The following is a 20,951-nucleotide window of genomic DNA, read 5'->3' as shown; positions in this document are numbered from 1 at the left end:
CTCGGTATCGTTGATCGGGCTTACCAGTCCACCGGACAGCCGTCGCAGCCTTCGAAGCTCACGTCGAGGAACACGGCAAAGCGGGTGAAGCAGTTCTTCATGACAGCATTGCGAAAGTCGGCTTCCTGGAACTTGGTTTCCTGCATGTTCACGTCGATCAGCCGGGCGCCGTTCAGCCGCACGTGGGTGGCGCGGGCGGCTTCCATGTTCGCCATCGACAGGTCGGCATTGCTGAGGTCGGCGCGGAACATGCGCGCGAACTCGAGATCGGTGGCAATGAGCCTGGCGCCGCGCAGCGACGCGGCCGGGATGTTCGCCTTCTGTACCTTCGCGGCGCTCAGATCGGCACCATCCAGCATGGCGCCCGCCAGATTGGCGCTGCGCAGGTCGGCACGCACCAGTTTTGCACCCGTCAGATCGGCGCCCGCGAGATCGCGCAGCGACAGGTCGGCGTGACTGAGATCCACGCCGGGGCAGCGGGTGTAGGGCCAGATGGGGCAGCCATTGATGACCAGCACTTCTTCATGCAAGTCCTGGGCGGGCGATGCATCCACGGCATGGGTCGGGGCCGTCAGGCTGCCAAGCAGCACACAGAAGGCGAAGATGCGCGAAAGCTTCATGGGTAGATCCGGAAAAGAAACCTGATCGTCACGGTCCCGGGCGCGACGAGTGGTGCCCGGGTAGCTTCGGCGGGGAGACCAGCGGAGGAGTGACCGCTGTTTTTCCATGCTCGGTCGCGACGACCAGGAATAAAGGAACGGACCGCCGAATGACGTGACGGCCCGCCTGAGGAGGACACAACGGGGCGCAGCGGCCCCGCTACATCAACGCTTCGGCAGCTTGAAGGCCCAGAACGAGCCGCCCTGATTCACCTGTTTGGTCAGCTCCGCCATGTCGCCACCCCACAGCGGCACGGCGCCGCCGTAACCGGACGCGATACCGACGTACTGTTCGCCGTCCTGTTCCCACGTGATGGGGACCGATACGACGCCGGAACCGGTCTGGAATTTCCACATTTCCTTGCCGGTCTTCGCGTCGAAGGCCTTCACATAGCCGTCCGACGTACCCGTGAACAACAGGCCGCCGGCGGTGGTCAGCGTACCGGCCCACAGCGGGAACTGCTCCTTGTGTTCCCAGGCGATCTTGCCGGTCTTCGGATCGATCGCGCGCAGGATGCCCACATGGTCGTCGAACAGCTTCTTGATGCGGAAGCCCTGGCCGAGGTAGGCCGCACCCGCCTTGTAGGTGACGTTTTCCGCCCAGTAGTCCATCGCCCAGTGGTTGCCCGGAATGTAGAACAACTCGGTCGCAGGGCTGTACGACATGGGCATCCAGTTGGTGCCGCCGAGAAAGGGCGGTGACACGAAAATGCTTTCGCCCTTTTCTTCACCGGCCTTCGGCTTCGGCGGATACTGGCTTTCGACCACATTGGGCATGCCGGTCTTCAGGTCGAATCCCTTGGTCCAGGTGATGCCATCGACGAACGGCCAGGCGCCGATCAGCGCCGTCTGCTTCCACGGGTAGCCGGCACCGGTCGCGAGCTTTTCGCGGTCGGTCACGAAGAAGTAGCCGTTGCGATCGGCGTGTGCCGATGCCTTGATCTGCTTGCCGGTCTTCGGGTCCTTGTATTCGAACAGCAGCACCGAATTGTTGCCCGAGAAGTCCCAGGCATCATTCGGCGTGTGCGAGAAGAAGCCTTTCAGTTCGCCGCTCGATGCATCGACATAGGCCTGGCCGGACGTGAACAGGCTGGGCCACTTGCTCGGGCTGTCGCCTTCCTTGGTGCGCTTCCAGGTGTTCCACGGTGCCGGGTTGCCGGTACCGATCACGACCATGTTCTGTTCGACGTCGAACGAGGCGGTCTGCCAGGGGGCTCCACCGCCATGACTCCAGGCTTCGACCTTGCCGGTCGGCGAGCTGGGGTCATCCGGCCAGCTGGGTGCCTTGGCGTCGCCCGTCGGCGTGCTGTCCTTGCCGTTCAGACGGCCCATGTGGCCTTCGACCATCGGGCGTGCCCAGATTTCCTCGCCGGTATCGACGTCGCGGGCGAACAGATAGCCGATCACGCCGAATTCGTCACCCGACGAGCCATGCACCAGCATCACGCGACCGCTCTTCTGGTCCTTCACGACAAACGGCGCGCCGGTCATCGTGTAGCCGATCTTGTGGTCGCCCCACTTCTTCGACCAGACGACCTTGCCGGTGTCCTTGTTCAGCGCGACCATGCCGGCGTCCAGCGTGCCGAAGTACACCTTGTCGCCGTAGATGGCGGCGCCGCGATTGACCACGTCGCAGCACGGGCGGATGTCGTCGGGCAGGCGGTGCTCATAGGTCCACAGCCGCTTGCCGGTCCTGGCTTCGACGGCATACATGCGCGAGTAGGAACCGGTGATGTAGATGACGCCGTCGTGCACCAGCGCCTGCCCTTGCTGGCCGCGCTGCTTTTCGCCGCCGAAGGAGTAGGACCAGGCGGGGGAGAGCGCCGATACGGTTTTCGTGTTGATCTGCTTCAGCGGGCTGTGACGCTGGGCCTTCATGCCCAGGCCGTAGGTCAGCACGTCGCCGGTCGTCTTGTCGTCGTTGACGATGTCTTCCCAGCTCACCGTCTTTGCGGCGTGGGCCGGGCTGGCCAGCAGCGCGCCGAGCGCGATGCAAAGTGCCGGGTTCTTCAGTGAAAACGTTTTCATCCTGACTCCTCTTTCAGTGTGATGTGTCGTGTCGGCGTCGCGGCTCGCCATGGCATCCGGGTGACAGGCTGCGACACGCACTGTAGCGTAGGCAGGCCGGTCGCAAGCTGTTGGTAGAAAATGCCCGCTGAAGCAGGGAGTCGGTCCCGGTGTCTGTGGGTGTCCCACGGTTGGACACCTTGATGTCGCGCCCTGAGACAGCCGCATGGCGTTAAGCTCGCGCCTCGGATACCGGCGGTTGAAGGGTCAGGGTGTCTATTGCGGTCGATGGCCCTCGACTTGCTTGCAGGATGATGGCGTTGCACTGACACAAAGATCGAAAACGAGGAGTGGATCCCGATGAAGCAGTTATTGATGGCCTTCGCGCTGGCGCTGGGGCTTTGCGCAGCCGCGGGTGCAGCCGACCCGCTGGGTTCCTCGCGCTGGCCCGACCTGCAGCGCGAATATGCCGGCAATGCGCCGGTCACCTTCGATTCTCGGATCGAGGTGCTGGCGCCCAAGGTGGCCGAGGATTCGATGAACGTGCCAGTCACGATCAAGTTCCGGAACCTGCCCGATGTGAAGCGCGTGCTGGTCATTGCCGACTTCAACCCCATCGTCAAGGTGCTGGACTACCAGCCGCTGCTGGCGCAACCCGGCCTGTCCTTCCGCATCAAGCTGCAGCAGGCCAGCCCGATCCGCGCGCTGGTGCAGACGGGTGACGGCAAGTGGTATGCGGGCGGTGTGTGGGTCGATGCGGCGGGCGGCGGCTGCACGGCGCCCAGCACGGGTCGCAGCGCGCCGGACTGGGCCAGCACGCTGAACCAGGTGCAGGCGCGTGTCTTCCACGACGGCCAGAACCAGCGTGTGCGGCTGCGCATCATGCATCCGATGGATACCGGCCTCGCGCCGGGTATTCCGGCCTTCTACATTGAACAGCTGGCGGTCGAGGATGCCAGTGGCGAGGCCATGCTGCGCATGGAAACCTTCGAACCGCTGAGCGAAAACCCGGTGTTCTCGTTCGACCTGCCGGATACCGGCAAGGCGGCGTTGCGCGTGGTCGGTCGCGACAACAACGGCAACCGCATCGACGCGATGGTGCAGCCATGATCGGGCGCTGCCTGCTCGCCCTGGTGCTGGCCTGTGGCACGCCGCTGGTGCACGCGGCCGATCAAACTGCCGCGGACCGTTACGACTACGGCCTCGTGCCGCAGAAGATCGCCGATAACAGCTGGGCTTTCGTCGGCCGGACCGAGGACATCACCCGCACCAACGGCGGCAATATCGTCAATACCGCCTTCGTCGTGACGGCCGACGGCGTCGTGGTGATCGACACCGGTCCGTCGCGCCGCTACGGCGAGCAGATGCGGGCGGCCATCGCCCGCGTGACCGATCGTCCGATCATCCGGGTGTTCAACACCCATCAGCACCCGGATCACTTCCTCGGCAACCAGGCATTCGCCGGCGTGCCCACCGCGGCGCTGCCGGCTGCGCAGGCCGGCATGCGGGAGCAGGGCGGGGCGTTCGCTGACAACATGTACCGCATGGCCGGTGATTGGCTTTCCGGTACCGAAGTCACTGTGGCGGACCAGGCGGCGCAAGCGGGACGACAGACCATTGGCGGCCACGACTTCGAGTTGATCGCGCTGGAAGGGCATACCGGCGGCGATCTGGCGGTTTTTGACCGCACCACCGGCGTGCTGTACGCCGGAGACCTGATCTTCCTCGACCGCGCACCCACCACGCCGCACGCCTCGCTCAGCCATTGGCGCACGGCGCTCGATACGCTGGCCGCACTCCCGGTGAAGCGCACACTGCCCGGGCATGGCCCGGTGCATGACGACCGGCGCGGCGTCGGCCAGACGCGCGACTGGCTCGACTGGCTCGACGACACACTCAATCGCGCGGCGACCAGCGGGATGGACATGGCGGAGGTGATGGTGCTGCCGCTGCCGGAACGTTTTGCGGGGATGCCGCTGGCGCGCAGCGAATTCGAACGTTCGGTGACGCACCTGTACAGCCGCTACGAACAGCAGACACTGAACACTGCTGCACCGTCCCGATTGAAACAAAAATGAACACCTGACCTGTTTCGCGCCGCTCGCAAGGCGGCGCGACCGTATTTCCCCCTCGTTTGTACTTGGCCCGCTTCTTGCGATCTCTCGTCGCCGATCCAGGGAAAGCATCCCGGCAATCAAGAGACAAACTCACCACTGAGGAGGAAGTATGAAAGGTTTGCGTACCACGACGCTGTCCGGCGTCCTGCTGTCTGCATTCGCTGCGCTGGCTGCACCGCAGGTCATGGCCGGCGTCACCGACAAGGACATCGAAGCCGACGGCAAAACCACGACCAGCGTTCTGTCGTGGGGCATGGGCACGGAAGGCCAGCGCTACAGCCCGCTCGACAAGATCAACGTCGGCAACGTCAAGAACCTGGTTCCGGCCTGGTCCTTCTCCTTCGGTGGGGAAAAGCAGCGCGGTCAGGAATCGCAGCCGCTTATCGTCGACGGCAAAATGTTCGTGACCGGTTCGTACTCGCGCCTGTACGCGCTGGACGCCAAGACCGGCGCCAAGTTGTGGCAGTACGAACATCGCCTGCCGGACGGCATCATGCCATGTTGTGACGTAGTGAATCGCGGTGCAGCGGTGTACGACAATCTGGTCATTTTCAGCACGCTGGACGCGCAGCTCGTTGCGCTTGACCAGAACACCGGCAAGGTCGTGTGGAAGGAAAAGATCGACGACTATCAGGCCGGCTACTCGAGTACGGCTGCTCCGATCATTGCCAAGGGCCTGCTGCTGACCGGCATGTCCGGCGGTGAATTCGGCGTCGTCGGCCGCGTGGAGGCTCGCGATCCGAAGACAGGCAAGATGGTGTGGTCGCGCCCGACCGTAGAAGGTCACATGGGCTACAAGTACGACGCGGCAGGCAAGAAGATCGAAAACGGCATCAGCGGAACGACCAACGCAACCTGGCCAGGTGACCTTTGGAAGACCGGCGGTGCCTCGACCTGGATGGGCGGCAGCTATGATGCCAGGACGGGTCTGGCCTACTTCGGGACCGGCAATCCGGCACCGTGGAACAGCCATCTGCGCCCCGGCGACAATCTTTATTCGTGTTCGACGGTTGCGATTGATGTGGCTACCGGACAGATCAAATGGCACTTCCAGAATACGCCCAACGACGGCTGGGACTACGACGGCTCGAACGAATTCGTCACCTTCGACATGGGCGGCAAGCGCATGGGCGGCAAGGCTGACCGCAACGGGTTCTTCTACGTTCTGGATGCCAACACCGGCAAGTTCGAGCGCGGCTTCCCGTTCGTGAACAAGATCACCTGGGCCAAGGGTCTTGACGCCAACGGCAGGCCGATCTTCGATCCGGCCAACCGCCCCGGCGACCCGGCCAAGGGCGCCGACGGCAAGAAGGGGGAATCCGTGTTCTCGGCGCCGTCCTTCCTCGGCGGCAAGAACCAGATGCCGATGGCCTACAGCCCGGACACCGGTCTGTTCTACGTGCCGGCCAATGAGTGGGGCATGGAAATCTGGAACGAACCGATCACCTACAAGAAGGGTGCGGCCTATCTGGGTGCCGGCTTCACGATCAAGACCATCGAGGACAAGTACATCGGCGCCCTGCGCGCGGTGGATCCGAAGACCGGCAAGATCGTATGGGAAGTCACCAACAACGCGCCGCTGTGGGGCGGTGCGATGACCACCAAGGGCGGCCTGGTGTTCTGGGGTACCCCGGAAGGCTTCCTGAAGGCGGCCGATGCAAAGACGGGCAAGGAAGTGTGGTCCTTCCAGACCGGAACCGGCATCGTCGCTCCCCCGATCACGTGGGAACAGGACGGCGAGCAGTACGTCGCGGTCGCTACCGGCTGGGGCGGCGCAGTGCCGCTGTGGGGTGGCGATGTCGCCAAGAAGGTGAACTACCTGAATCAGGGTGGTTCGATGTGGGTGTTCAAGCTGCACAAGTAATTCGCAGAATGGACCAATGCAGGCACGACGCTTGCATTGGCTCCTGTGCCGTGTCTGTTTCAGTGTTTTCAGGCACGGCATCTCTTCAGCAGGACATGGCTCTTTAGCCGGCTCACAAGGCCGGCTTTTTTTTGCCCCTCGATTTCTCGCCCGGCCTCCCCGTCAACCTTCCTTGAGCTTGCGGTAGAGCGTGGTGCGGCTGATCCCGAGTTCGCGCGCCGTCGCCGCGACGTTACCGTCGTTGCGCGACAGCGACTCGCGGATTGCGCGCAGGGTCAGGCTGTCCAGATCGCACGGCGCGGCGACGCCCGGCGCGCCTTCGGGTGCGAGCCCGCTGCCGACAGGCTGATGATCCAGTTCGTCGATGAAGTCGTCCGGCAGATGAGGCCGGCCGATCACGCCATCGTCGGCCGCCATGACGCCGGCGGTGCGCAGCAGATTGGCCAACTGACGCATATTGCCGGGCCACGGATGGCGTTCGAACAGCGCGAGCACCTCGTCATCGATGCTCAGGCCGCGCGGAATCGACGACTCGCTGTCGAGGATGCGCTGCACCAGCGCGCGCAGATCGCTGCGTTCGCGCAGCGGCGGCAGCATGACGGTCAGCCCGTTGAGCCGGTAGTAGAGGTCGGCGCGGAACATGCCCTGAGCGACCAGATCACGCAGCTTGCGGTGGGTGGCACAGATGATGGACAGGTCGACCGGGGTGGCTCGGCCGCTGCCCAGCGGCACCACATTGCGTTCCTGCAGCACGCGCAGCAGGCGTGCCTGCAGCGCGAGTGGCATGTCGCCGATCTCGTCCAGGAACAGCGTGCCGCCATCGGCCTGCATGATGCGGCCCGCGTAGCCCTTGCGCCGGGCACCGGTGAACGCGCCATCTTCGTAACCGAACAGTTCGGATTCGATCAGGCCATCCGGAATCGCGGCGCAATTGACCGCGACAAAATTCTGGTCGCGACGCGGGCCTTCGTCGTGAATGGCGCGTGCCAGCAGTTCCTTGCCGGTGCCGGTCTCGCCCTGGATCAGCACCGGAATGTCGCGGCCGAGCACACGCTTCACCTTTTCCACGACGGCATTCATCTGCGCGTCGCCGGTGCTCAGTCGCTCCAGCCCGCGGTTGGCGTCTGCCGGCAGGCGCAGCGCAGTGGCGGCGTCGTGGCGAGGAACGTCCATGCTGAACACGCGTGCCGGCGGGCGTGCCTGCACACCCGGCCGCGGCCGGCCGAACAGTGTGCGGCCGCCGAACAATCGCAATTCGATGATGTCGGTGCCCCGCATCAGCGGGTCGTACAGTGCGCTCAGCGACTTGTCGAACATCGACGAAAAGCTGTGATTCATCAATTCCGCGTGGCTGCGACCGATCAGCCGACAGGCGCTGCGATTGGCCGACAGCACACGACCTTCCTGGTCAAACGCAAGCAGGGCCTCGAATACTGTGCCGATCAGTTCGTGCTGAACATGGCAGTGCAGCAGAAAGCCCTCCGGAAAAGCATGCGCGAACAGCTGATTCTCGATCGTCTGAACCGCCAGGTTGATCAGCGCCAGGCTGTGGTGCGACGGCGTGCGCGAATCGCCGGTCACATCGAGCACGCCCAGCATGCGGCTGCACGGATCGAAAATCGGCGATGCCGAGCAACTCAGGAAGTGATTGGCCGAAAAGAAATGCTGCGAGCCGTGCACCGACACCGGCGCCTGTTCGACCAGCGCAGTGCCGATCGCATTGGTGCCCTTGCTTTCTTCCGACCACTCGACGCCCGGCGACAGCGCGACTTTCGATGCTCGGTCGAGAAAGCTCTGGTCGCCGACCGAATGGATGATGAAGCCGGACGCGTTGGTCAGCACGATCATGCTGCCGGAGCGGGCGATCTGTGCATACAGGCCGTTCATGACTGGAGCGGCATGCTTGAGCAGGCATTCGTTTCGCTCCCGCTCGGTCAGCAGGACGTCGCGACGCGCGCGCTCGACCTCCTTGTTGCAGCTGTCGGCATCGAGGCCGCGACTGATGCATCGGCTCCAGGACGTTTCGATCAGGGCCGGCAGCACGCCCGCGGGGACTTCGCCCTCGCTGCGCATGATTTCGTGGGCCTGCGCACTGCGCACGCCGTCGGTCGTTGTCAAATCCATGCTCTCCTCCGAACCCTGAACCACGCGCGATGGCCGGTGATGCCGGCTCTGGCGTGTGACGCGAAGGGCAATCGATAGTGCCCCACAAACCGTCCATGCGAGATAGTAAGGCCTGAAGCGCCGCTGCACCTAGGGCGTACGCGCATCCGCGCTCCTGGGGCATCATGTTGTCCGGCTGTATGCGGACCTGCCGCGCTGCGCGTTGTCGTCGTTGCCGCACCAGGGTATTGCCGGACGGTAAGCCTTCAAGTCTAACGTGGCACGCATCCTGCTATCGATCTGGGGTCGCATATTGTGTTGCAGTAACGGATATTTACGGAGGAGTGATGAAAGCAGGTAACCGGATTTTCAAGGCAACGCTGGTCTGTACCGCGTTGATTACGTTGGGCGCGGCGACCACGATGCGCGTCGAAGCACACGGCGACGTGGTGCCGCAGTCGGTCGACGTGAGCGCGCTCAAGCCGCTCGGCGCGGAATGGAAGAAGGAAAACCCGTACCGTGGCGACAAGGAAGCCATCCGCGTCGGTACTTCGGCCTACAACCAGAACTGTGCGCGTTGCCATGGACTGGAAGCCATCAGCGGCGGTATCGCACCGGATCTCCGGATGTTGCCGCTCGACGCCGAAACGGACGATTACTTCATCAACACGGTCCGCCGCGGACGCGTGCGCAACGGCGCTGTATACATGCCGCCGTTCGAAGGCACGATGGCGCAGGAAGCCATGTGGGCCATTCGCAGCTATCTCGATACGCGCTACGAACCGTAAGCGTCAACGCGGCGCTCTCTGCGTCGCAAGTGTCCAGATGTCCAGATTCTGGACATCTGGACGCATTGAACACACCCGCCGCACTCAATCCCCGCGCTGACCCGCCGAAAGGCTCCCCGCGGGGAAAATCCGGGCGCTAAAATATGAAGCGTTTTTCATAGCCGGCGCACCCGTGCGTCGAACCACACAAAGATTCGCCCAGAATGTGGAGGAGCGACTGAACATGCAGAAATCACTACACATAGACCCCTCGAAATGCACCAGCTGCCTGCAGTGCGAAATGGCCTGTTCATTCGAGAACTACGGGGTCTTCAACAATTCGTTGTCGCGCATCAAGGTGTTCGAGTTCCACCACACCGGCGCCAAGGTGCCTTACACCTGTACGCAGTGTGACGAAGCCTGGTGCATGCACGCCTGTCCGGTCGAGGCGATCAAGCTCGACAAGACCAATGGCGCCAAGGTCGTGCTCGAGGATGTCTGTGTGGGCTGCAAGGTGTGCACGATCGCCTGTCCGTTCGGCACCGTGAATTACGTCGCCGAAACCGGCAAGGTCCAGAAGTGCGATCTGTGCGGTGGTGACCCGGCCTGTGCCGAAGCCTGTCCGACCGGTGCCATCACCTATGTCGATGCAAACTGGACCGGGCTGGAGCGCATGCGCCAGTGGGCCGACAAGCTCGGCAATCCGTCTGCCTGACCACCGAAAGGGATACTGACATGGCATGGACACGTAAAATACTCCGCGTAAATCTGACCGACCGCACCTGTACGAGCGAGCCGCTCAACATGGAGTGGGCGCACGACTATCTGGGTCAGCGCGGACTGGCGACGAAATACCTGGCGTCGGAAATCGATCCGAAGGTCGATCCGCTGTCGCCGGACAACAAGATCATCTGGGCGACCGGCCCGCTGACCGGCACGATGGCCTCCACCGGCGGCCGCTATTCGGTCGTCACCAAGGGCCCGCTGACCGGCGCGATCGCCTGTTCGAACTCGGGCGGCTACTTCGGCGCCGAACTGAAGTTCGCCGGTTGGGACATGGTCATCATCGAGGGCCGTGCATCAAGCCCGGTCTATCTGTCGATCGAGAACGACAAGGTCGAGTTGCGCGATGCCTCTCATCTGTGGGGCAAGACCGTGTGGGAAACCGAAGGTCAGATCAAGTCGGAACACCAGGACCCGCAGATCCGCGTGTCCTGCATCGGCCGCACGGGCGAGAACGGTGTGCTGTACGCCGCCATCGTCAATGACCTGCATCGTGCCGCCGGCCGCTCAGGCGTCGGCGCCGTCGCCGGTTCGAAGAACCTGAAGGCGATCGCGGTGCGCGGCACGCTCGGCGTGGGCAACATTGCCAATCCGAAGGAGTTCATGAAGGTCACCTTCGAGAAGAAGAAGATCCTCAAGGACAACGCGGTCACCGGTCAGGGCCTGCCGACCTACGGCACGCAGGTGCTGATGAACGTGATCAACGAAATCGGCGCCATGCCTACGCGCAACCACAAGGACGTGCAGTTCGAAGGCGCGCGCAAGATTTCGGCCGAAGCGATGCACGAGCCGCGCGAAAGCGACGGCAAGGCGCAATTGATCAACAACCAGGCCTGTTTCGGCTGCACCATCGCCTGTGGCCGCATCTCCAAGATCGACGCCACGCACTACACCGTGGTCAACAGCCCGAAGTACTGGGGCGCATCCGGTGGTCTGGAATACGAAGCCGCGTGGGCGCTGGGCTGTGCCAATGGCGTCGATGATCTCGATGCGCTGCAGTACGCCACCATGCTCTGCAATGAAGACGGTTTCGACCCGATTTCCTTCGGCGCGACCATCGGCGCCGTGATGGAACTGTACGAAATGGGCGTGCTGACGAAGGAAGAAATCGGCATCGAAGCGCCTTTCGGTTCCGCCAAGGCACTGACCTACCTGACCGAAATCACTGCGCGCGGCGAAGGCTTCGGCAAGATCATCGGCCTCGGTTCCAAGCGTCTGTGTGAAAAGTACGGCCATCCGGAGCTGTCGATGTCGGTCAAGGGCCAGGAATTCCCGGCCTACGACGCGCGCGCGGTACAGGGCATGGGCCTGACCTACGCAACTTCGAACCGCGGTGCCTGCCACCTGCGTTCGTACACGATTTCGTCGGAAGTGCTGGGCATTCCGGTCAAGACCGATCCGCTGACCACCGAAGGCAAGCCGGCGCTGGTCAAGGCGTTCCAGGACGCGACAGCAGTGGTCGATTCGACCGGCCTGTGCGTATTCACGACCTTCGCCTGGGCGCTTTCGGACATCCAGCCGCAGTTGCAGGCGGCGTGCGAAGGCGATTGGTCGATGGAAAAGCTGGACCTGATGGGCGAGCGTATCTGGAACATGGAGCGCCAGTTCAACAACGCAGCCGGCTTCACCCGCAAGGATGACGACCTGCCGGCCCGTCTGAAGACGGAAGCGGCCAAGGTCGGTCCGGCCAAGGGCCTGGTATCGGGTATCGACAAGATGATTCCCGAGTACTACGACCTGCGTGGCTGGGATCCGGAAGGTCGTCCGACCGCCGAGACCGTCGCCCGCCTGGGCCTGTGATCGGGCGCGACCCCTGACCTCGCCGCGCCCTTCGGGGCGCGGCGCATTTCGACAGGAACAAACATGAAACACGTGATCATCGGCAACGGCCCGGCCGGCGTGGTGGCCGCAGAGGCCCTGCGCCGCGCGGATGCGTCGGCCGACATCGTCATGATCGGCGATGAACCTGAGCGGCCGTATTCGCGCATGGCCATTCCCTATCTGCTGGTCGGCAACATCGAAGAGAAGGGCACCTGGCTGCGCAAGACCGACGGCCACTTCGAATCGCTGCGCATTCGCGAAGTGCTCGGGCGCGCGAAGTCGCTCGACACCGCCAGCCGCACGGTACATCTCGAGGACGGTACCGCACTGCCGTATGACAGGCTGCTGATCTGCACCGGTTCGCACCCGCTGCGCCTGCCCGTACCGGGTATCGATTCGCCCAATGTTCACAGTTGCTGGACGCTTGAAGATGCGCGCCACATCGCCGCCAAGGCAAAGAAGGGTGCGCGCGTGCTGCAGATCGGCGCCGGCTTCATCGGCTGCATCATCATGAAGGCGCTGGCCTCGCGCGGCGTGAAGCTCGATATCGTCGAAATGGGCGACCGCATGGTGCCGCGCATGATGACGTCGAAGGCGGGCAGCATGATCGCGCGCTGGGTCGAACAGAAGGGTGTGACCGTCCATACGAAGGCGCGTGTCACGGCGATCCGTCAGGACGGCGATGCCCTGGTCGCCACGCTCGGCGACGGCAAGGAAGTGGTGGCCGACCTGATCATCGCTGCCGCCGGCGTCAAGCCCAATGTCGCCTTTCTCGAAGGCAGCGGCGTTGCCTGCGCGACCGGCATCCTGATCGACGAACGATGCGAAACCAATGTGCCGGGCGTGTTCGCGGCGGGGGACGTGGCCGAAGCGATCGATTTCTCGACCGGCGAACGCCTGGTCAACGCCATTCAGCCGAATGCGGTTGATCAGGGCCGCATCGCGGCCATGAACATGGCCGGCCGCAGCACGCAATCGCAGGGCACCATGGCGATCAACGTACTCGACACGCTGGGTCTGATCTCCGCGTCGTTCGGCCAGTGGTGGGGCGCCGACGGTGGCGATGCGGTCGAAATGATCGACGACAAGCGCTTCCGCTACATCAGCCTGCAGTTCAAGGACGATGTGCTCGTCGGCGCGACCTCGATCGGCCTGACCGACCATGTCGGTGTGCTGCGCGGCCTGATCCAGACGCGCACGCCGCTCGGCACCTGGAAGGAACGCCTGATGCAGGACCCGCTGCGCGTCATGGAAGCCTATCTGTCGAGCGCCCAGGCGCAGAGCGCTGCGCCGATCGCCGGGGTTGCGCACTGACGATGCGGGTGACGCTGAAGCTCTATGCCTCGCTGTCGGATCATCTGCCGGACGAGGCGAAGCGCACCAACGAGTGGCCGATGGAGGTCGCCGACGGCACCACCGTCGGCGACCTGATCGATCGCCATCAGCTGCCCAAGCGCCTGGTCCATCTGGTGCTGGTGAATGGTCACTACATTCCGCCGGCCAGCCGCGAAGCGCATCCGCTGGTCGAGAATGACGTGCTGGCCATCTGGCCGCCGGTGGCCGGCGGGTGAGCATGGCGTTTCCGCTGAAGCCGGCCGAACTGGAATCGGGGCGCGTCGAGCGCGTCATGAGCATCGGTCGCGCCGAATTCTTCGACATGCTGCCCGGCGCGGTCGGACTGCCACTGGTGCATCGTGGCGAGCAGGTCAGCGGCAAGACCTGGCAACTGACGGCCGAGGAACTGCCTGCGCTGAACATCGGCCTGCTCAGTCTTCCCAGGCTGCGCGTGCAGATCGAGTTTCCGTCCCGTGATGGCGCCGTGATGCAGGATTTCATGGCGCGCTTCGATCGCCACTTCCAGCGCGGCGGCGGCTAATTTGCCGCCGGTGTCGCCCAAGCCGGGCGGCTCGGGGTATCATTCGGCGTGGCGGGTCTCCCCGCATCGTGGCGCGGTGAATCTGGTCAGGTCCGGAAGGAAGCAGCCACAGCTGCTCACCATGAGTGCCGGGGGTTAGGCTCGCCACCCCTCCTTTTTTGCTGGATCCGTCTCCCGGGTTTCCATCCTTCCCCTCCCGCCAGCGTTCCGATGAGTTATCAGGTTCTAGCGCGCAAGTGGCGTCCCCGCAGCTTCGACACGCTGATCGGTCAGGACCACGTCGTGCGCGCACTGACCCATGCCCTGGAACAGCAACGCCTGCATCACGCCTATCTGTTCACCGGCACACGCGGCGTCGGCAAGACGACGATCGCCCGCATCCTCGCCAAGAGCCTGAACTGCGACACCGGCATCACGGCGAAGCCTTGCGGCATCTGTGCCGCCTGTACCGAGATCGACGCCGGGCGCTTCGTTGACTACGTCGAGATGGACGCTGCGTCCAACCGCAGCGTCGACGACATGGCGGCCCTGCTCGAAAAGGCGGCTTATGCCCCGGCGCGCGGCCGCTACAAGGTCTACATGATCGACGAAGTCCACATGCTGACCGGCCACGCCTTCAACGCGATGCTGAAGACGCTCGAAGAGCCGCCCGAGCATGTGAAATTCATCCTTGCGACGACCGATCCGCAGAAAATTCCGGTCACGGTGCTGAGCCGCTGCCTGCAGTTCAACCTGAAGCAGATGCAGCCGGACGCCATCGTGCGTCATCTGTCCGCCGTGCTCGACGCCGAACAGGTCGAGTACGAGCCGGCGGCACTGCGGCCGATTTCCAAGGGCGCCGCGGGATCGATGCGCGATGCGCTGTCGTTGCTCGATCAGGCGATCGCCCACGGCGCCGGGCGGCTGATCGAACAGGATGTGCTCGACATGCTGGGCACCGTCGGTGACGAACACCTCTACCTCGTGCTCGATGCGCTCATCGCCGGCGACGGCGCCGCGCTGATGGCGCTGACCGAACAGATGCGCGCGCGCAGCGTCGATTTCGATCAGGCGCTGCGCGAACTGGCCGTGCTGCTGCACCGCGTCGCCATGGCGCAGCGGGTACCCGACGCCATCACCGACGACGTCGAGCGACTGCGCCTGGCGCCCTACGTCGAGGCAATGGATGCCGAATCGGTGCAACTGGCCTACCAGATCGTCGTGCAGGGCTGCAATGATCTGCCGATGGCGCCCGATGAGGTGACCGGCTTTTCGATGACCTTGCTGCGCCTGCTGGCGTTCCGTCCCGACACGCCGCCGCCGCTGGCGGCCACACCGCGCGGGCAAAGTGCCGCGCTGCAGGCGCCACCGCGCGTGGCCCGCGCCAGCGCGCCGCTGCCGCTGGTCGTTACGCCCGCGCCAGCCGTCGCGCCCGTGCCGGTCGAGCGCGAACCGCTCGCGCAGGTATCCGCGTCGCCGCATATTGAGGCACCTTCCGCGTTTGCGTCCGATGTGGTGCCTTCGCCCACGCCCGCAGAAGTCCAGGCCGTCGGTGCCGTGCTGCATTCCAACGATGACTGGCACGCACTGGTCGACCGGCTCGACATCGTTGCACTGACGCGCCAGCTCGCGCACCAGTGCGAATGGCTGGGCAGCGACGGCGGACGCATCCGCCTGCGCCTGCCGCGCGAGATGGCACATCTGGTCAGCAGCGCGCAGGACAAGTTGCGCGCCGCCGTGCAGGCTGCGCTCGGCGTGCCCGTGCAACTGCAGTTCGAACACGGCGCCCCGGTGTCGCAGACCGTGGCGCAGCGACTGTCCGCCGAACAGCAGGCGCGCGAGCAGCAGGCGCGCGAGGCGATGCGGAACGACCCCTTCGTTCAGCAGGTCATTGAACAGTTCGATGCCCGGCTGATCGAAGACTCGATAAAACCACTTTGAGGATCGCACCATGATGAAAGGTGGCATCGGTGGCCTGATGAAACAGGCCCAGCAGATGCAGGAAAACATGAAGAAGATGCAGGACCAGCTCGCGACCGTCGAGGTCGAGGGCCAGTCCGGCGCCGGCATGGTGAAGGTCGTCATGACCTGCAAGCACGACGTGCGTCGCGTCAGCATCGACCCGTCGGTCATGGATGACCGCGAAATGCTCGAAGACCTGCTCGCCGCCGCGGTGAACGACGCAGTGCGTCGGGTCGAGGCGACCACGGCAGAGAAGATGGCCGGCTTCACGTCCGGCCTGAACCTGCCGCCCGGCTTCAAGCTGCCGTTCTGATTCCCGTGCTGCGCGGATGACGCCGGGGGTACTCGACGAGCTGGTGAACGCGCTGCGCTGCCTGCCCTCGGTCGGCCCGAAAAGTGCGCAGCGCATGGCGTTCCATCTGCTGCAGCGCGATCGGCAGGGCGCCGAAAAGCTGGCCCGCGCGCTCGGCCAGGCGCTGACCCGGCTGCACAATTGCGTGCGCTGCAATACCTTCACCGAGCTCGAGGTGTGCGAGCGCTGTGCCTCGCCGCGCCGCGATGCGTCGCTGCTGTGCGTCGTCGAAAGCCCGGCCGACATGCTGATGATGGAGCAGACGCAGAGCTATGCCGGCCTGTATTACTGCCTGATGGGGCGCATCGCGCCGCTGGAGGGTGTCGGCCCGCGCGAACTGCGTCTCGAGCGCCTGCTGGAACGCGCGGCCGATCCGCAGGTGACCGAAGTCATTCTGGCCACCAATTTCACCAACGAAGGCGAAGCCACCGCGCACTACCTGGGCGAAATGCTGCGCGCGCGCGGCCTTGCGGTGAGCCGCATCGCGCGTGGCCTGCCGGTCGGTGGCGAACTGGAACACACCGACATCGGCACCATCGCCCAGGCGCTGTCGGAGCGCCGGCCCGCATGAATGATCCGGCTGTCAGACCGCTGTCCGGCCTGAAAGTGGTCGAACTGGGCACCTTGATCGCCGGCCCGTTCGCGTCGCGCATCCTGGCCGAATTCGGCGCCGAAGTGGTTAAGATCGAGTCGCCCGATGGCGGCGATCCGCTGCGCAAGTGGCGCCTGCTCTATGAAGGCACGTCGCTGTGGTGGTTCGTGCAGGCGCGCAACAAGAAATCGGTCACGCTCAACCTGAAGCACCCGGACGGTCTCGAGGTGCTGCGTCGCCTGCTGGCCGACGCAGACGTACTGGTCGAAAACTTCCGCCCCGGCGTGCTCGACAAGCTCGGCCTGCCGGAAGCCGTGCTGCGCGAACTCAATCCTTCGCTGGTCATCGTCCGTCTGTCGGGATTCGGCCAGACCGGCCCGATGGCCGAACAGCCCGGTTTTGGCGCCATCGGCGAATCGATGGGCGGCCTGCGCTACATCACCGGTTTCCCGGACCGACCGCCGGTCAAGGTCGGCATTTCGATCGGAGATTCGATCGCGGCGCTGTGGGGCGTCATTGGCGCGCTGATGGCCCTGCGCCACCGCGACGCCACCGGCGGGCGCGGCGCGGGGCAGGGCCAGACCGTTGACGTCGCCCTGTACGAAGCCGTTTTCGCGATGATGGAAAGCATGTTGCCGGAGTTCGACGTGTTCGGCTTCATCCGCGGCCGTACCGGCAACATCATGCCCGGCATCACGCCCTCGAACACCCACACTGCACGTGACGGCCGCCACATCATCATCGGCGGCAACGGCGATGCGATCTTCAGGCGCCTGATGGGGGCCGTCGGTCGCGCCGATCTCGCCGCCGACCCCTCGCTCGCCGACAACGCCGGTCGCGACGCGCGACGTGACGAAATCTATGCACTGATCGACGCCTGGGTGGCCGAGCGCGATGGCGACGAGGTCCTGCGCGTGCTGGGCGAGGCCGACGTACCGGTCAGCCGCGTGTATTCGATCGAGGACATCGTCGCCGATCCGCAGTATCTCGCGCGCGCAATGTTCGAAACGCTGGAACTGCCGGACGGACGACCATTCAAAGCGCCAGCGGTGGTGCCGCGGCTGTCGGAAACCCCCGGGGGTACCGACTGGATCGGTCCGGAGCTCGGCGCGCACACCGACGAGGTGCTCGCCGGACTCGGCATTGACCCGATGCGCATTGCGCGCATGCGCGAACAGGGCGCGCTGTGAGCCGATACGCCGCACGACGGGCTTGCATCGCACTGTTCCATGGCATCGGAAGGCAGTCAGGGGTTTAAAGCAGTGGTCGCTTGGGGGTATAATCGCAGGTTGCGCAGAATCAATTGTTTCGACGGGGTGAAGCATGAGTGGCAATGAGAAAAAAATGGATTGCGGGCGCCGCAATCTGCTCGTGGCAACCGCCTGTGCGGGTGGCGTCGCAGGACTTGCAGTCGCAGTTCCCTTTCTGACCAGTCTGGCGCCTTCGGAACGCGCGAAAGCTGCCGGCGCTCCGGTCGAGGTGGATGTGTCCAAACTCGCTCCGGGCGAAATGACCACCGTCGAGTGGCAGGGCAAACCGGTCTGGATCCTGCGTCGCACGCCGGAACAGCTTGAAGCCCTCACGAAGATCGAGGAAAAGCTGGCGGATCCCAAATCGGAACGCAACCCGTCCGAATTCACGCCCGAATACGCCCGCAACGTGCAGCGCGCCCGCGAAGATCGCGCCGAGTTCGCGGTGCTCGTGGCGATCTGTACCCATCTCGGCTGTTCGCCTTCGGGCCCGTTCGCATCGGGTTCGAACGCACAGCTCGGCGACGTCGCCGGATTCGTGTGCCCCTGCCACGGCTCCAGCTTCGACCTCGCAGGTCGCGTATTCAAGGCAATGCCGGCGCCGGACAACCTCGCGGTGCCGCCGTACATGTTCCTGTCCGACAGCCGAATCCTGGTCGGCCAGGACACCAAGGAGGGTTGAGCGATGGCAGGCGAAAAGGTTGTAACGACTACCGGCCTGCTGGGCTGGATCGACCAGCGTTTCCCGCTGACGTCGATGTACAAGGAACATCTGGCGGAGTACTACGCGCCGAAAAACTTCAACTTCTGGTACTTCTTCGGTTCGCTCGCACTGCTCGTGCTGGTGATCCAGGTCGTCACGGGCATCTTCCTGGTGATGCACTTCAAACCGGACGCGTCACTGAATGCGTCGGGTGTTCCGGTCGCCTTCGCCAGTGTCGAATACATCATGCGCGACGTGCCATGGGGCTGGATGATCCGCTACATGCACTCGACCGGTGCTTCGGCGTTCTTCGTCGTGGTCTACCTGCACATGTTCCGCGGGCTGATGTATGGCTCGTACCGCAAGCCGCGCGAACTGGTGTGGATCTTCGGTTGCGCCATCTTCCTGCTGCTGATGGCAGAGGCCTTCATGGGCTACCTGCTGCCTTGGGGACAGATGTCGTACTGGGGCGCCCAGGTCATCATCAACCTGTTCTCGGCCATCCCGGTCATCGGCAACGACCTGTCGATCTGGCTGCGTGGCGACTACGTGATCGGTGATGCGACGCTGAACCGCTTCTTCTCGTTCCATGTGATCGCCGTGCCGCTGGTGCTGATCGGTCTCGTTGCCGCGCACATCATTGCGCTGCACGAAGTCGGTTCGAACAACCCGGATGGTGTGGACATCAAGAAGCACAAGGACCCCAAGACAGGCATTCCGCTCGACGGCATTCCGTTCCACCCGTACTACACGGTGAAGGACATCGTCGGTGTCGTGGTCTTCCTGATCTGCTTCTCTGCGGTCGTGTTCTTCGCGCCCGAGTTCGGCGGCTACTTCCTGGAATACAACAACTTCATTCCGGCCGACCCGCTGAAGACACCGTCGCACATTGCGCCCGTCTGGTACTTCACGCCGTTCTATTCGATCCTGCGCGCCAACACGGTGAATTTCTTCTGGGTCGATGCGAAGTTGTGGGGCGTGATCTTCATGGGCCTGTCCGTGATGATCTTCTTCCTGCTGCCCTGGCTCGATCGCTCGCCGGTGAAGTCGATCCGCTATCGCGGTCCGATCTACAAGGCAGCGCTGACCATCTTCATCATTGCCTTCCTGATCCTGGGTTATCTGGGCGTGCAGGCACCGACGCCGATGGGCACGCTGGTGTCGCAGATCTGCACGATCATCTACTTCCTTTTCTTCATCGCGATGCCCTGGTACACCGCGATCGACAAGACGAAGCCCGTACCTGATCGCGTGACCGGACACTGAAAGCCAGACAGATCATGAAACAACTCAAAAACCTGTTTCTGGGCGCCCTGTTCGCCCCCTTGGTTGCGATGGCCGCAGGCGGCCACGTACAGCTCGATCGCGCACCGACCGAGAAATTCCGTGATGCCCTCGCGATCCAGCGCGGCGCGCAGATGTTCGTCAATTACTGCCTGAACTGCCACTCGGCCTCGTACATGCGCTACAACCGCCTGAACGACGTCGGTCTGACAGACGAGCAGATCAAGGACAACCTGCTGTTCGCCGCGGACAAGGTCGGTGAAACGATGCGCGTCGGCATGACGCGCGCCGACGGCATCAAGTGGTTCGGTGCAGCACCGCCCGACCTGAGCGTGGTCGCACGTTCGCGCGCTTCGGGTGATGGCAGTGGCGCAGACTGGCTGTACACCTACCTGCGCGGCTTCTACCGCGACGACGCCCGCCCGACCGGCTGGAACAACACGGCCTTCGCCAACGTCGGCATGCCGCACGTCCTGTACGAACTGCAGGGCGAGCAGACTGCGAAGCACGTGAAGGTGTCCGATGGTCACGGCGGCGAAGTCGATTCGCTGCAGATCGAACTCACGAAGCCGGGCAAACTCAGCAAGACCGAGTACGATTCGGCGATCGGCGATCTGGTTGCCTACCTTGTTTTCATGGCCGAACCCGGTGCCGAAAAGCGTCGCCAGACCGGCCTGCTCGTCATCCTCGGTCTTTCCGTCCTGCTCACGCTGGCATACCTGCTCAAGCGCGAGTACTGGAAAGACGTCCATTAATCAAATACGCCCGAAAGTCATGCAAGCTCTCGGTCATCGCGAAGCGACCCCATCACGCGTACGTCGCGTGGTGCGGG

At 63.9% G+C, this 20,951-nt stretch carries 19 protein-coding genes and 1 other RNA gene; 17 read left to right on the top strand and 3 right to left on the bottom strand.

Annotated elements, in window-relative coordinates; genetic code table 11:
* Positions 1 to 20 precede the first annotated feature (20 nt).
* Complete coding sequence (locus ACTIFF_RS12355) at positions 21 to 620, bottom strand: pentapeptide repeat-containing protein (RefSeq protein ID WP_439537092.1); 600 nt, start codon at positions 618 to 620, stop codon at positions 21 to 23.
* Positions 621 to 824: 204 nt separating this feature from the next.
* Positions 825 to 2,687, bottom strand: coding sequence for a methanol/ethanol family PQQ-dependent dehydrogenase (locus ACTIFF_RS12350; RefSeq protein ID WP_439537091.1), 1,863 nt, complete (start codon positions 2,685 to 2,687; stop codon positions 825 to 827).
* Positions 2,688 to 3,026: 339 nt separating this feature from the next.
* Between ACTIFF_RS12350 and ACTIFF_RS12345 the strand changes: the two genes are divergently transcribed.
* From ACTIFF_RS12345 to ACTIFF_RS12335, 3 genes are all read left to right on the top strand, one after another.
* Positions 3,027 to 3,776: a quinoprotein dehydrogenase-associated SoxYZ-like carrier gene (locus ACTIFF_RS12345; protein ID WP_439537090.1), complete on the top strand. Its 750-nt coding sequence runs from the start codon at positions 3,027 to 3,029 to the stop codon at positions 3,774 to 3,776.
* Entirely contained in the window at positions 3,773 to 4,744 is a 972-nt protein-coding gene (locus ACTIFF_RS12340; protein WP_439537089.1) for a quinoprotein relay system zinc metallohydrolase 1, read from the top strand. Before ACTIFF_RS12345 ends, ACTIFF_RS12340 begins: the two co-directional genes overlap by 4 nt.
* Positions 4,745 to 4,892: 148 nt before the next feature.
* Positions 4,893 to 6,647, top strand: a complete 1,755-nt coding sequence (locus ACTIFF_RS12335) for a PQQ-dependent methanol/ethanol family dehydrogenase (RefSeq protein ID WP_069037850.1) — start codon at positions 4,893 to 4,895, stop codon at positions 6,645 to 6,647.
* Between the two features lie 162 nt (positions 6,648 to 6,809).
* Here the strand turns inward: ACTIFF_RS12335 and ACTIFF_RS12330 are convergent, their stop codons facing one another.
* Positions 6,810 to 8,771, bottom strand: coding sequence for a sigma-54-dependent Fis family transcriptional regulator (locus ACTIFF_RS12330; protein WP_439537088.1), 1,962 nt, complete (start codon positions 8,769 to 8,771; stop codon positions 6,810 to 6,812).
* Between the two features lie 326 nt (positions 8,772 to 9,097).
* Here ACTIFF_RS12330 and pedF point away from each other — a divergent pair, with 326 nt between their 5' ends.
* The 14 genes from pedF to ACTIFF_RS12260 all read left to right on the top strand — a co-directional run bounded on the left by pedF (position 9,098) and on the right by ACTIFF_RS12260 (position 20,874).
* A complete protein-coding gene (pedF, locus tag ACTIFF_RS12325; RefSeq protein WP_439537087.1) occupies positions 9,098 to 9,538 on the top strand; it encodes a cytochrome c-550 PedF in 441 nt (146 codons plus the stop codon).
* A gap of 223 nt (positions 9,539 to 9,761) precedes the next feature.
* Positions 9,762 to 10,232 carry a 4Fe-4S dicluster domain-containing protein gene (locus ACTIFF_RS12320; RefSeq protein ID WP_305632081.1) on the top strand — a complete coding sequence of 157 codons (471 nt, stop codon included), beginning with the start codon at positions 9,762 to 9,764 and terminating at the stop codon, positions 10,230 to 10,232.
* Between the two features lie 20 nt (positions 10,233 to 10,252).
* On the top strand, positions 10,253 to 12,100 hold the full coding sequence (locus ACTIFF_RS12315) for an aldehyde ferredoxin oxidoreductase family protein (RefSeq protein ID WP_439537086.1): 1,848 nt from the start codon (positions 10,253 to 10,255) through the stop codon (positions 12,098 to 12,100).
* Between the two features lie 63 nt (positions 12,101 to 12,163).
* Positions 12,164 to 13,435 (top strand): NAD(P)/FAD-dependent oxidoreductase, encoded by a 1,272-nt coding sequence (locus ACTIFF_RS12310; protein WP_439537085.1) that lies wholly within the window; start codon positions 12,164 to 12,166, stop codon positions 13,433 to 13,435.
* Between the two features lie 2 nt (positions 13,436 to 13,437).
* Positions 13,438 to 13,692, top strand: coding sequence for a sulfur carrier protein ThiS (gene thiS / locus ACTIFF_RS12305; RefSeq protein ID WP_257081308.1), 255 nt, complete (start codon positions 13,438 to 13,440; stop codon positions 13,690 to 13,692).
* Between the two features lie 2 nt (positions 13,693 to 13,694).
* Positions 13,695 to 13,997 (top strand): hypothetical protein, encoded by a 303-nt coding sequence (locus ACTIFF_RS12300; RefSeq protein ID WP_257081307.1) that lies wholly within the window; start codon positions 13,695 to 13,697, stop codon positions 13,995 to 13,997.
* 50 nt (positions 13,998 to 14,047) lie between these two features.
* Positions 14,048 to 14,146: signal recognition particle sRNA small type (ffs, locus tag ACTIFF_RS12295), an RNA gene on the top strand.
* Between the two features lie 61 nt (positions 14,147 to 14,207).
* Entirely contained in the window at positions 14,208 to 15,917 is a 1,710-nt protein-coding gene (gene dnaX / locus ACTIFF_RS12290) for a DNA polymerase III subunit gamma/tau (protein WP_439537084.1), read from the top strand.
* Positions 15,918 to 15,927: 10 nt separating this feature from the next.
* Positions 15,928 to 16,251: a YbaB/EbfC family nucleoid-associated protein gene (locus tag ACTIFF_RS12285; RefSeq protein ID WP_069037841.1), complete on the top strand. Its 324-nt coding sequence runs from the start codon at positions 15,928 to 15,930 to the stop codon at positions 16,249 to 16,251.
* Between the two features lie 16 nt (positions 16,252 to 16,267).
* Positions 16,268 to 16,861: a recombination mediator RecR gene (recR, locus tag ACTIFF_RS12280; RefSeq protein WP_257097553.1), complete on the top strand. Its 594-nt coding sequence runs from the start codon at positions 16,268 to 16,270 to the stop codon at positions 16,859 to 16,861.
* Positions 16,858 to 18,072 (top strand): CaiB/BaiF CoA transferase family protein, encoded by a 1,215-nt coding sequence (locus ACTIFF_RS12275; RefSeq protein ID WP_439537083.1) that lies wholly within the window; start codon positions 16,858 to 16,860, stop codon positions 18,070 to 18,072. Before recR ends, ACTIFF_RS12275 begins: the two co-directional genes overlap by 4 nt.
* Positions 18,073 to 18,205: 133 nt before the next feature.
* Entirely contained in the window at positions 18,206 to 18,814 is a 609-nt protein-coding gene (petA, locus tag ACTIFF_RS12270; RefSeq protein ID WP_257081522.1) for a ubiquinol-cytochrome c reductase iron-sulfur subunit, read from the top strand.
* A gap of 3 nt (positions 18,815 to 18,817) precedes the next feature.
* Positions 18,818 to 20,101 carry a cytochrome b gene (locus ACTIFF_RS12265; protein WP_305614540.1) on the top strand — a complete coding sequence of 428 codons (1,284 nt, stop codon included), beginning with the start codon at positions 18,818 to 18,820 and terminating at the stop codon, positions 20,099 to 20,101.
* A gap of 14 nt (positions 20,102 to 20,115) precedes the next feature.
* On the top strand, positions 20,116 to 20,874 hold the full coding sequence (locus ACTIFF_RS12260; RefSeq protein ID WP_439537082.1) for a cytochrome c1: 759 nt from the start codon (positions 20,116 to 20,118) through the stop codon (positions 20,872 to 20,874).
* Positions 20,875 to 20,951 lie beyond the last annotated feature (77 nt).

Origin of the sequence: Methyloversatilis sp. (assembly GCF_051861465.1) — a bacterium.
Classification (GTDB): domain Bacteria; phylum Pseudomonadota; class Gammaproteobacteria; order Burkholderiales; family Rhodocyclaceae; genus Methyloversatilis.
Note: the sequence above shows the minus strand (reverse complement) of the source record. Positions and strands in the feature narration are given on the sequence as shown.